Annotated in this window: 9 protein-coding genes and 1 pseudogene; 5 read left to right on the top strand and 5 right to left on the bottom strand. The window is 61.6% G+C overall.

Annotated elements, in window-relative coordinates; genetic code table 11:
• The first annotated feature begins 523 nt into the window (after positions 1-523).
• The 5 genes from D9601_RS08045 (at position 524) to D9601_RS08025 (ending at position 8,733) form a co-directional block, all read left to right on the top strand.
• Positions 524-1,777 (top strand): phosphoribosyltransferase-like protein, encoded by a 1,254-nt coding sequence (locus D9601_RS08045; RefSeq protein WP_198353291.1) that lies wholly within the window; start codon positions 524-526, stop codon positions 1,775-1,777.
• A 176-nt stretch (positions 1,778-1,953) separates the two neighbouring features.
• On the top strand, positions 1,954-3,123 hold the full coding sequence (locus D9601_RS08040) for a reverse transcriptase family protein (RefSeq protein WP_198353290.1): 1,170 nt from the start codon (positions 1,954-1,956) through the stop codon (positions 3,121-3,123).
• Between the two features lie 57 nt (positions 3,124-3,180).
• On the top strand, positions 3,181-4,947 hold the full coding sequence (locus D9601_RS08035; protein WP_198353289.1) for an ATP-dependent nuclease: 1,767 nt from the start codon (positions 3,181-3,183) through the stop codon (positions 4,945-4,947).
• Positions 4,947-6,464, top strand: a complete 1,518-nt coding sequence (locus D9601_RS08030; protein ID WP_198353288.1) for an ATP-dependent helicase — start codon at positions 4,947-4,949, stop codon at positions 6,462-6,464. The genes D9601_RS08035 and D9601_RS08030 overlap by 1 nt, the downstream gene beginning before the upstream one ends.
• A gap of 277 nt (positions 6,465-6,741) precedes the next feature.
• The gene (locus D9601_RS08025; protein WP_198353287.1) at positions 6,742-8,733 is read left to right on the top strand and encodes a TonB-dependent receptor; all 1,992 of its coding nucleotides are present in this window, start codon (positions 6,742-6,744) and stop codon (positions 8,731-8,733) included.
• A gap of 19 nt (positions 8,734-8,752) precedes the next feature.
• Here D9601_RS08025 and D9601_RS19785 read toward each other — a convergent pair.
• The 5 genes and pseudogenes from D9601_RS19785 to D9601_RS08010 form a co-directional block, all read right to left on the bottom strand.
• A pseudogene (locus D9601_RS19785) lies at positions 8,753-9,020 on the bottom strand (IS5/IS1182 family transposase); the annotation flags it as partial.
• Between the two features lie 696 nt (positions 9,021-9,716).
• The gene (locus D9601_RS08020; protein ID WP_198353468.1) at positions 9,717-10,295 is read right to left on the bottom strand and encodes a hypothetical protein; all 579 of its coding nucleotides are present in this window, start codon (positions 10,293-10,295) and stop codon (positions 9,717-9,719) included.
• Positions 10,192-10,641: a recombinase zinc beta ribbon domain-containing protein gene (locus tag D9601_RS20210; RefSeq protein ID WP_443024717.1), complete on the bottom strand. Its 450-nt coding sequence runs from the start codon at positions 10,639-10,641 to the stop codon at positions 10,192-10,194. The genes D9601_RS08020 and D9601_RS20210 overlap by 104 nt, the downstream gene beginning before the upstream one ends.
• A gap of 191 nt (positions 10,642-10,832) precedes the next feature.
• On the bottom strand, positions 10,833-10,922 hold the full coding sequence (locus D9601_RS20205) for a hypothetical protein (RefSeq protein WP_443024716.1): 90 nt from the start codon (positions 10,920-10,922) through the stop codon (positions 10,833-10,835).
• Positions 10,883-11,365, bottom strand: coding sequence for a recombinase family protein (locus tag D9601_RS08010; protein WP_269769649.1), 483 nt, complete (start codon positions 11,363-11,365; stop codon positions 10,883-10,885). The genes D9601_RS20205 and D9601_RS08010 overlap by 40 nt, the downstream gene beginning before the upstream one ends.
• Between the last annotated feature and the right edge of the window lie 526 nt (positions 11,366-11,891).

Below are 11,891 nucleotides of genomic sequence, written 5' to 3'. Positions count from 1 at the left end.
ACTTTTCGCGTCCCCGAACCTCCCGCCGCACTCCGCTCCGCAATGGTCTCGCAACCGTCCGGCTCGCCCACGCCCCGAGGGCGCCATCCAAATAATTCCACTTCGGACCCCGCAACCAACATAAGTCCCAGAGAAATCAACTGCTTACGAAACTTCCGCGTCGCTGAACGCCGGCCGCCGGCCGCGCGTTGTCGATTGAATATTGAAAGCGGACATGCATTCATGGTGGTTAGCGGAACGGCCGCTTCCGGGCGGTCATATCCCTAAAGCCGACCTTTATTCATCAAGCGCACGATGGCAGCTACGCGTCCAGTCCCGGTCATTCGACTGGAGAGTAATCAATCAGGAAAGTAGTCATTCGTTCGTCTCGCCCGCCGCGGCGTTGAGAGCGCCGTGCACCTTGCAGTCGTAACAGTGCCAGCATGCAATATGGCGGGGCGGCGCTGGTGATCGCGGTGGTTCTGGACCTATTCCACAGCCTGAATAGGTTTGCAGCCTCGCGCGTTGCGGTATGCTGTGCAATATGACGGTCTCTAAGTCTGAATTTGCCCGCACCTGGCTTGAGCAGTTTCCGGGCAGCGAGCGCGGCACCGCAGCGCGACTGGCCGACGCGGTGATGTTGGTTAGCCACGACGCTCTGTATCGTGGCTTGCGTACGTTGCTCGACGAAACTTTGGCGACGCGTCCCGAGAGCGACATGGATCGCCCGATCGCGCTCTATGCCGAACGCGAGGTCGAAACGCGCGAGGCCAAAGGCGAATACGGGCTGGAGTATAGCGAGGTTCTTCCCTTTTTTCCGGGGACTGAGGAGGGGCGGGCGGCGGGCTCAGGCGTGCCGCCGATCGTCATCGATCCCAGGGATCAGGAAGTCGGCAGCGAAGGCGCGATCGCAAACTTCGTCACCGGCTATCAGCGGCTGCATCGCGACCTAGCACTCAGTCATCCCGGACCCGATACGCTGCGCGAGCGGCGGGCCAGCCATATCGTCGTCGTCACCGACTTCATCGGGTCGGGACAGCGCGTGTGGGAGATGATCGAGGCATTCTGGCGCGTTGCAACCATCCGCAGCTGGGATTCCTATGGTCGGATTCGATTGGCGGTCGTCGCCTATTCCGGGACCGAAGCCGGGCTCGATCATGTCCGATCGCACCACAGCCAGCCGAGCGTGCTCGTTGTTCACGCCTGCCCGACCTTGTGGAGCTCTTTCGGAGGTCAGGAACAAAAGGATGTTGTGACACTCTGTCGGGCACATCCCAGAAAGCATCAAACACCGCTGGGCTACGGCAATGGCGGTGCGTTGATCGCGTTCGGGCACGGCATGCCGAACAATGCGCCGCCGGTCCTGCATAGTCGCAAGGGCGGCTGGCTCCCGTTGTTCGTCAATCGCAGTGCCCTGGCGGCGGACCAGCAGTTTCCGGCTGACAATGCCGACGCGCTCGCCGAACGGGCGCGGAGCATGTTGCGGCTACGCGCCGCCAAGAGATTTCTCGATGATCCGCTGAAACGGCGCTGGGTCGAGACCATGCTTGTGTTGGCTGCGTTGCTCGACGGTGCGCGCAGCGCCGCTGCGGCGTCGGCCCGCACTCGGCTCCCAATCGCCGATGTCGAGCAGATCCTCGTCTTTACAGAGATCGCCCATTGGACCTCCCCGCGCCGCACGCTGACCGCCTTGGGCCGACGCGAGCTGCGCCGTCTGCAATTGCGCCGCGCGCGCACGGTCGTGCTTCCCTCGACCGAGCAACCCTATTACTATCCGACCCAGTTGAGGGCCCGGTGAGGGCATTTAGAAATGCGTCGCGCAAGCGGCGACTGGTCCCTTGGGGACCTGGGGCTCGGGATTCCCTGAGTCCGCGTATCGGAGCAGGACCTTCGCGCTGCGCGAGACAGCAAGTCTCGGCTGGCGGAGTCTTGGACGAGACTTGCTGTCCCACCCACCCCGGTGGGCCGAAGTAGATGACAGCGCCGAGCCCTCAACGCTATCTGTCCGGCGGTCGGCGGCAAGCAGTCGCCAAGGTCACGCTCGATAACGCGCTCGCCGCTTTTGCTCGGATCCGGGAAACCGATCCGCGAATCACGCCGGTGCTGACGCTGCGCCATTTCTCGGTCGTAACCGGCCTCCCTTATTTGTTCCTGCGTCGGACCGTCGCTCGCCGCGCGCACATCGGATACCGCTTCGTCTACTTGCGCAAGCGCATTCCCGGCCGATCGTCGATGCGGATGATCTCCATTCCGCCTCCAAGTCTGGCAGCCGCCCAGCGCTGGCTGGTCGATAATGTCCTGCGCTACGTCGAGCCCCATCCGGCGAGTTTCGCCTTTCATCCCGACTCGTCGCCGGTTCTCGCGGCCGAGCAGCATCCCGATACGCAGTGGTTGCTCAAGGTCGACATCGAGGACTTCTTTCATTCCGTCAGCGAAGGGCGGGTCTCGGCGATCTTTGCGAGCCTCGGGTTCCCCAAGTTGTTGGCATTCGAATTCGCGCGGCTGTGCACCATCGGTCTCGATCGCGGGCCGGGGCGCAATCCAGCTCCGCATCCCGGACCCATCACGCTCTACCAGAGCAATTTTGAAGGGTTCCTGCCGCAAGGGGCCCCGACCAGTCCCATGCTCGCCAATCTCGCCATGGTTCGAACCGATGCGCTTCTATCGGCGCTCGCTGAGGCCCATGGCTTTCGCTTTTCGCGCTACGCCGATGATCTTGCCTTTTCGTCGGACAAGCCCCGCACCATCGCCGAGATGCACGGCCTGCAGCGCGAGGTCTGCCGCATCCTGAATGAGGCGGGCTTCCGTCCAAATCGCCGAAAGACCGTCATTCGCGGCCCCGGTACCCGTCGAGTTATCCTCGGCTTGCTGGTCGATGGTCCGACACCGCGCCTGTCGCGCGAATTCAAGGACACTATCCGGCTTCATCTCTATTATTTGACTTCGCCGGATCACGGGCCGGCCAAACATGCGCTCGCCCGCAAGACCGGGACGTCGAGCCTCTACCATCACGTTCGTGGGCTGATCGCCTGGGCAACGCAGGTCGAGCCGGCATTCGGCGCGGCGGCGCTCATGACGTTTCGATCGGCGCCTTGGTCGCTCATCCAGCCGCAGGAGTTCGGTGAGGAGGATAATTGGTCCTAGTCCGTTTGATCCCAACTGTTGCTGGACCAGCGCCGCGCCGAGCCGTAATTTAGCGTTATGCCGGAAGATGCGCAGCAACCCGCCGACGAGGCACCCTATATCCGGCTTTTGAGCATCAAGCGATTCAGGGGAATCGAAGACCTGACCTGGCTTCCCGCCAAGGGCGTCAATGTCCTGCTTGGCGGCGGCGATGTCGGCAAGACGACGATCCTCGAAGCGATCGCTTTGCTCTTGAACCCGACCAATGCGACGACCTTGTCGGACGCCGATTATTGGCAGCGCCGTCACGAAGATGGGTTCGAGATTTCGGCTGTCATGGCGCTACCGCTGTCCTGCGGTATCGTCGAGCAGCGTAAGTCGGTCTGGCCGTGGGAATGGGGTGGGGACGGGGCCAAACTGCCCAATCTCGAGGCCAATGACGGGCAACCGCACGATCCGGTGTTCTGCGTGCGGGTCTGCGGCTCGACGGATTTCGATCTCCAGCATGAAATCTGCCAGCCCGACGAGAGTTTCGACCATTTTCCGGTGTCGGTCCGCCGCAATATCGGCGTGGTGCGGTTGAGCGGCGATGATCGCAACGATCGCGACCTGCGCCTGCTGCAAGGATCGGCGCTGGACCGATTGCTGAGCGATCGGACGCTGCGCTCGCGGCTCGCGGATAAGCTCGGCGAAACCGACGTCGATGGCGAGCTCAAGGAGGAGGCAAAAGCGGCGCTGGCCAAACTCGATGAACGATTTGCCTTCCGACTGCTCCCGAGCCAGCTCGGCCTTGGCTTGGTCGGCGGGCCGGGATTTTCCCTGAATGCGCTGATCGGCCTCATGGCGACCAAGGACGGGACGAAACTGCCGCTCTCCAGCTGGGGTGCGGGAACACGCCGGCTGGCGGCGTTCGAGCTCGCCGCCCTGCATCAGGTCGATCATCCGATTATCGTCGTCGATGAGATTGAACGGGGACTCGAATCCTATCGCCAGCGCATTCTGATGGAAGAGCTGATCGCGAGCCCGTCCCAGGTGTTTGTCACGACACATAGCGCGCCCGCGGTCAACGCCGCGGTCGGTGCCGCGCTTTGGTATGTCGATGCCGGCGGCAAGGTCGGCAGCTTGCCCGCCTCGGTTGCGGCCCAACAAAAGCGCGATCCTGAAACGTTTCTCGCGCGGCTTGCAGTGATCGCCGAGGGCGCAACCGAGGTCGGGTTCGTAACGACCTTGCTAACGCGATCGATCGGCGAGGACATCCGGCGGCACGGCATCCGGGTGAGCGACGGGGGCAGCAATTCCGAGGCCCTAACGGTTTTGCGCGGCCTAGCGGCGAGCGGACTGGCGGTCGCTGGCTTTGCCGACAATGAAGGGACCCAAGAGGGCTTGTGGCAACAGGTCAAAGATAAGCTGGGCGAACTCCTCATGCGCTGGCCCGTTGGCTGTCTCCAAACCAACATCGTCCCGCACCTCGGCGACGATCAGATCGAAGCCTTCATTACCGATCCCGAGGGCGACGCCGGCGAGCGCCTTAGGACGCTTGCGGATCGGCTGGGCATTCAGGACAAATCTGTCGCAGCCATCCTCGCCGCGACCGACGACATCCGCCAACTGATCGTCGGGGCGGCTTGCGGCAGCCCGCCCGCCGATCCCGACGCCCCGAACGACCAGAAGAAGGAATGGAAGAAGCACGGCCAGCGCTGGTTCAAATCGACCGCCGGTGGCGCTGAGCTTGCGGAAAAAATGTTTGCCCTCGGGCTCTGGCCGAACTTGTCGCCGCAGTTGCTCCCGTTCGTCAATGCGGTGCGAACCGCGGTCGGCCTCGCCGCGGTGCAGACGGTCAACTGATGAGTGACGCCACGGTCGCGGAAGCCTTGCGGTCGGCCGCGCCGCTGGTCGTGGTCGAAGCGCCGGGTGGGTGTGGCAAGACCTATCAGGGCGCGAGCTATGCCCGTGACGTGGCACCCGGCCTGGGAGAAGGGCGGCTCCTCATCGTCACGCATACCAATGCGGCGTGCGACGTCTTTGCCGAGCGGACCCGCGGGCTCAGCCGGCGGGTTGAGATCCGCACGATCGACGGGCTGATCATCGAAATCGCCAGCGCCTATCACCAGGCGCTCGGCCTGCCCGCCGATGTCGGGGCTTGGGCGCGCCGCGATCCGAATGGCTATGCCGTCCTCGCCGATCGCACGGCGCGGCTGCTGGCTCGATATCCCATGATCGCATCGTGCGTTGCGCGGCGTTATCCGATCATCATCTGCGACGAGCATCAGGATGCCTGCGCCGACCGACATGCCGTCGTCATGAGCCTGCATAAGGCAGGATCGATGCTCCGGGTATTCGCCGATCCGATGCAGATGATCTTCACCGGCACGGCGGCCGAGAGGGCTGCAGCGGAACAGCGTTGGGCGGATTTAAAGAACGCGGCCGATCGCTTCGAGGAGCTCGATACCCCGCACCGCTGGGCGAATGCGCAACCAGCGCTGGGGGCCTGGATTCTGGAGGTGCGGGCGGTACTTCGTGACGGAGGCCAGATCGACCTGACCGGCGCCTTGCCGGCCGGCCTAAGCGTTCACTACGCCGACAATGTCGCCCAGCAGAATATGGGGTTCAGGGTGGCGGCCAATCTGAGCCAGCCGATCTACGCACGCGCGAACCTTCAATCCATGCTCGTCCTTACCGGGCACAATGATCGCGTTATGGCGCTACGGGCCTTCTTCAACCGGCGCATGCCGATCTGGGAGGGGCATGTTCGCGACGGTCTGAGGGGCTTGGTCGCCGATGCTCGCAACCAGCAGGGAAATGCCGCCGGGCTGGCACAGAGTACGGTCACGTTCATGGGCAGCGTCGCGACCGGCTTCTCACCGACCGCGTTCGGCAACCGGTTCGTAGCAGAGGCGCAGCAGGGATGCGCGAAACCCTGTAACGGGAAGCCACACCATTTGCAGGCAATGGCACGGCATATCGTCGAGACGCCGGACCACCGCGGGGTCGCGCGTGCGCTCGACTATCTACGCGGGCTCGTCGCCAACGAACCGGCATTCTCCGATGTGAAGTTCGATCATGGCCGCGAATTCGCCGAGGCGATCCAGCTTGGGCAATTCGACGACCTCGATGACGGCTTTGCCGAGATCGCTCGCCGCCGGACCCATGCGCGACCGAAGCTCCCGGCTAAGGCGATCAGCACGATCCACAAGGCCAAGGGCCTCGAGTTCGACAACGTAATGTTAATGCCCTGCGACCGGGCGAATTTCGGGGACACCAAGGCTGCCCGTGCGAAGCTTTACGTCGCGCTCAGCCGCGCGACGACATCACTCTTGCTGGTCGTATCGAAGGCCAAGCCAAGCCCGCTGTTCAAAACTTAGGTAGCTTACGCGTCCGCTTGGCGATCCTCAATTTCCAAAGCTGACTAGCCGCAATCGGCCCCGTAGCTGCCCTCCTGGAGCACGGAACGATGAACGGCCGAAGTGGGCCAAGAGCGGATAGGCCGCTTTTATACAACGGAGTTCGAATTCGGTTGCGTAATCGCAGAGCGTTTGAGGCGATCCAATATAACCATCATGACGGTGTCAAAATCCCGTTGCGGCTCGACCCGATTCAGCGGACATTGGCTCAGTCATTCCTACCGAAGCGATTGAACGGATGGAGGTGTTTCCGGAAGAGGTCGCGCTTAAGTACGGAGTGCGACCAGATCAGAAGGTCGTCAACATCGTCACGTTCGATACGTTCAGCTCGCGGATCATACAAACGAATCTTGGTTACCCTACGGATGGCGGCGCGGATCAAGTCGGAGCGTCTGGTACTGTGTTCAGCATCAGGAAATCGGTCAGGATCAGCTTGGCGACCGAAGTTTCAACGAGACGACAGCTGCTCGAAAATCAACGAGGGATCGAAGAGCCAGCGACGGCGGGCGGTCCGAGCAGCTATCGAACTCTATTACCGTCAGCCGACAATATTTCAGTCAACGGCACCGTTGGCAGCCCTATCCTCTCCAATGTCGACGCGTCGATCAGCGCGAGTGTCGGACGAGATCGAAGCCGTAACATACTGGGGTTGGTGGACGCCGCGTTACTTACGCGAAACGTGAGCACCGACACGCTCCACCTCGGGGGAGTATTGAGTGGCCGCTCAGGTGAATGGTTATGGTCCGCGATCGGCAATTATGATCGAACGACGATCGGGATCACCGGAGAACTATTGAACCTCAAACAATCTGCCGGTGAGGCAGAATCGTTCGACAAGATCTCCAGTATCGATGTCACGGCCAGTGGACCTGTGTTAGATCTACCCGCTGGTGCTGTAAGGCTTGGCATTCGCGCTGCATTGGGAAGTCGGAGCTTCGTCAGTCGATCATGGAACGACGGCCTGACATCAGGGACAGCCCTTCCGCGTAACCGGAGCGCAGTTCAAGCGAACTTGGATGTCCCGATCACCAATGCCCAAAAGGGAGCTTCACCCTTGGGGCGGCTTGCCGCCAACGCCAACGCAGCGTGGGAGAAAATGTCTGACTTCAAAACGCTGAAAGCCTACGGCTATAGTCTGTATTGGACTCCGATAGAGCTGGTCAATTTGTACGCAACGGTCAGATATCAAGAGGATGCACCGACGGTTGAGCAACTGGGCGCCTCGCAAATCCAAACGCCTAACGTTCCGACTTTCGACTTCGTGCGCGGCGAAACGGTGGATGTCATCCGGCTTGCCGGCGGCAACAACATGCTTCGGTCAGAACGTCGCCGAGCGAAGATCGTGGGGCTGTATGCAAAGCCGCTCCGTGGTACCGACTTCACCGTCAGCTTCGATTATACTTATACAAAGGTCGACGACCCGGTTGCAATGTTTCCAATTGCTACTGCGGCTATTGAGCGTGCATTTCCGGAGCGATTCACCCGCGATGGCGACGGACGCCTTGTGCTGATTGATGGGCGTCCGCTCAACTTCGAGCGATCGACACAAAGTAGACTGCGTTCTGGATTGACCTTTACCAAACCTCTTGGGAAAGGCCCGCCGCTGCCGAAGGGAACGTCCGTCAGCGAAATTCGCTATTATCCGAACGAAGCTGCAATGCGCGCGGCGACTCCTCCCGGCTTAGTAACCGTCGAAGTTGCGCCGGGTAGCGCGGATGCTGATCGGATCGAGGCCATGGCAAGCCGCGTGACCGTTAGTCTCTTCCATACGTTCAATCTCGAAGACACGCTTATCGTCCGGCAAGGCAGCCCAGTGCTGGATCTGATGAAAGGGGCAGCTACTGACTTGCGCGGCGGGACGCCTCGTCACGTGCTCTCAGCGCAAGTAGGCGTGTTCAAAGGGGGAATTGGCGCCCGCGTGACAGCAGATTGGCGGAGTGGCACGACGGTATTCGACTTGCCAGCAGAGAGTGGCGGTATAGGGAATTTGCGCTTTTCTGACTATGCAATAATAAATGTCAACCTGTTCGCTACACCATCCAATTTTATCAACGGACGTGGAACATCGAAATTGCTAAGCGGTCTGAGGGCTAGCATCAACATTACAAACTTATTTAATACTCGTCCGCGTGTAGTCGACCAACTGGGCAATACTCCTTTCATGTATAAATCGGCATATCTAGATCCAATTGGATGTGTAGTAAGAGTAAGTATTCGTAAAAAATTCTAGTGTCAGGATTCGCCGATTCCAGCCAAAAAATGAGGGTAGCTGGGACAGCAATTTCGAAGAAGCGGGCCGTGGGGCAGCGATGGTAGGGGTTGCAGCACGCCTATAGTCCTTGAGGCAGCCAAACATGATTTCGATGGAGCTTCATCGCTAATAGCAGCGCTTGTTGTATCCGACCAGCTCGTTGCGTGATCGCCGAGCCAGGATGCAAGGCTGAATGCCCCTGGCTTGAAGAGCGTCTCTGACCAATCAGCGTCGTAGCCGCGGTTGCCGAGCAACCACTGCGCTTTTAGTAGGTCAACCTGGTAGTATAGCCGCGCGTCGCGGTCAGTGAGCGAGGCATGCGTGTCACTGCTCCGCTTGGTACGCCGGAAATTGACCTCAGCATTGCGAGTTCCAGGCCTCCGGCCGGCTCCATCGCCGGGCAGACCGTCGCCGCCAGCACCCTCCTTCGGAAGTACGCTCTCCATACTGAACCATCGGGCGATCGGCCCGTTGTCCACAGAGAATTGATCGCCGAAAGTGGCCGAAGGAACTGCGGCTCGGCCAGATTCGACGTCAGGAAGCGTGCCGCGATTTCGATGTCTGCCAATCGTTCGCTGCTCTTGAGAAGGCCACGCCTCCCACACCCACTCGTCCACGCGCAGCCCCACGAACCAGCGGAGCGACAGGTCAAAGTCCGGTCGAGGCATCATCGGTCACTCGGAGGGGATGCTGTGGAACAAGCAATAGCAGAGCGCTTGGCAGGCCAGACTGTTGCGATCAGCATGGTGGAGCGGTGGCGCTCGTGCGCGACGTGGCTCGTCGCCCGATTTTGTGTCTATCCCGTTTGAGTGGAGAGGGGACGAAGAACTGTGCCGATTTGTGCCCGCGTTCGGGTTGCGATCAGGCCACGCATTTAGTAGGCGTGAGTAACCCTATAAATCATATAGCTTTCTGCGGGCGTCGGGGCGCGGCGTAGTGGAATGTACCTGTTTTTGGTACCTTTAAACTTTAAATCGCAGCCTGAAGCCTTTGTCGGTATCGGTCAAATACTGTCCCCGCAACCATTCCAAACATACAATCGGTGCCTTCGGGCGCCTTTTGTTATTTTGGGCGGTTGCGCGCCCCCGCAACCAACCCGAACATACGTTCGTCCCGGCTCTCGGGCGGATCGTCGGCGATGTCGGTCGTCTCCGGGTCGAACCCTCTCGCGGGACCGCCCTGCTGATGTCAGGTCGACCGTTCGCGACGTGGAGGATCTGCGCTAGGCGGCCGTGAACAATTAGGTCGAGACCACGCCCTTCGCGACGCGGCTCGGCAGTGATCAACTCGATCAGGTTCCGAATGGCCTGCCGGGCGTCGCCAGCCTCCATGTCAGTTTCGGTCAATACCTCGGTGAGGCGATCTACGTTCCGCCTATACGCTTCTGCCAGGTTGGGATGCATGGCAGCCTCGAGAACGACCGCACCCTCTTCGGCTTCACGGTCGATCTCGGCACGCTCCGCGAGCGCCGCCGCGAGCCGCGCCTTCATCTCCGCGTAGTCGCCCACGCCGCCCTCCATCATGTCGGTCAGTCCCGACACGCGCCATGATCTTGGAACACCTGCTCGCCGCCTTCGCGGTCGCCGCCCTCTGCGCCTCGCGCTCCCGACGGTACTCCTCCACGAAAGCCGCGACGAAATCTGGCTGCAGCAGCCGCTCTCGCGGCGCGCCCAACACCCGACTCTTTAGCCTTAAGGTGCTGATCGTCCGGCTGTTGTCGCATGTTCCGGAGGAACGCGCAGTGCTGCGTCCCCAGCGCTCTGCGCCGACCACCGTGAACGTCCCGCCGCACTCGCCGCACCTGATCAGGCCGGACAGCAGCCGCTTGCCCGGGACTCGGCGAACGCCGGCGATCCGCTCCGGTGCAGATTCCAGGGCCGCCACCATCGCCAACGTCGCCGCGTCGACGATGCGGAGTTCCGGGACGTCTTGCATCTACCATTCGGACTCCGGATACGGGCGCGACACGCGGCGCCGCGTCACCGGATCGCGAACGAACCGTTGCCGATTGGAGACGATGCGGCCGGCGTAGAGTTCGTCGTTAAGGATGCCGGTGCGCCCCTTGCGACTTCCGCAAATCATAGAGATGCGCCAGACACCGCCAGTCGGGTCAGGACGCCTTCCACGTTCAGGCGCTTGACGATCCAGGACGCGCTTCGGCCCTCGATCTTCCAGTCGAAGATCCGCCGTACAACCTCGGCCTGCGCGGGCACGACACGCCGGCGTCCCCGCTCGACCTGACCGCCCCTCGTGACCCGGATGTCCGGCTCGAGCCGTAGCAGAGGCCGCCCATGATGCGTTCCGCGGCGACGCGTTCCACCTGACCTCGCCGCGTCTTGTCGCCGAGGTTCTTGAGAAAGACGGCGGATATCGCACTCGTGAAGCCGATCTGGATTTCTCCGATGGCATCCTCCGATACGGTGTGCAGCCGACTGCCGGCGAATCCCACCCGCTTCCATATCGCGGCGACGTCCTCCTGGTCGCGGCTGATTCGATCGAGCGCCTCCACCAGGATGACATCGAACTCGGCTGCGCGTGCCAACATGGCGTTCAGCCCTGGTCTATCGCGCGGGGCACCGACAAGGCGAAGTCGGGAAACACTCCACGACAAGCCAGCCCTCGTGCTCGGCGCGCGTACGGCAAAGTCGCACCTAGCCCTCGATCGAGTGCTGGGACTGCCGATCGGAACTGTAGCGAGCGTAGATCGCCACCTTGGTCACCGCGGCAGCGCGGCTCCCCCTTCACTCGGACTCCCCCCCTGAACAATTTCGCGGCGCGCTGCCGCCCAGCAGGCTCTTTGGCCAGCAGGTCGTGCCGAATCCATTCAGGAGCTCGGCGAATGACGTCGGTGATCAACGCGAGCGGCTCGGTGGTCATCGCATCAGATCGCCGCTTTGGTGCCTCTAATGCAAGCATACCGCTCGCTGTGGTGCGGTAGCGGCCATCCCCCGGTGCCCGGCTGCAGGCGCGAACGCATCGACATTCTCGTGTTTTGGGGCGGGCGGGGCCGCCATAGTCCGTCGTCGGTGGGTGGTGATGCGCAAATCCGCTTAGCGTTGGAGCGTGATGACCAGATGATCACCCGAGGCGGGCGGGGTGGTATCCCCTTGTGGAGCCAGAGCCGGAGCATAGGCGTC

Origin of the sequence: Sphingomonas sp. MA1305, from assembly GCF_016107325.1 — a bacterium.
Taxonomy (GTDB): Bacteria; Pseudomonadota; Alphaproteobacteria; order Sphingomonadales; family Sphingomonadaceae; genus Sphingomonas.
This window is presented reverse-complemented; position numbering and strand designations above follow the sequence as displayed.

What these genes read in the sequence shown, in the direction of transcription:
- D9601_RS08045 (WP_198353291.1), top strand. Translation starts at nt 524, where the DNA reads ATGACGGTCTCTAAGTCTGAATTTGCCCGCACCTGGCTTGAGCAGTTT.
- D9601_RS08040 (WP_198353290.1), top strand. Translation starts at nt 1,954, where the DNA reads ATGACAGCGCCGAGCCCTCAACGCTATCTGTCCGGCGGTCGGCGGCAA.
- D9601_RS08035 (WP_198353289.1), top strand. Translation starts at nt 3,181, where the DNA reads ATGCCGGAAGATGCGCAGCAACCCGCCGACGAGGCACCCTATATCCGG.
- D9601_RS08030 (WP_198353288.1), top strand. Translation starts at nt 4,947, where the DNA reads ATGAGTGACGCCACGGTCGCGGAAGCCTTGCGGTCGGCCGCGCCGCTG.
- D9601_RS08025 (WP_198353287.1), top strand. Translation starts at nt 6,742, where the DNA reads ATGGAGGTGTTTCCGGAAGAGGTCGCGCTTAAGTACGGAGTGCGACCA.
- D9601_RS20210 (WP_443024717.1), bottom strand. Translation starts at nt 10,641, where the DNA reads ATGGTGGCGGCCCTGGAATCTGCACCGGAGCGGATCGCCGGCGTTCGC.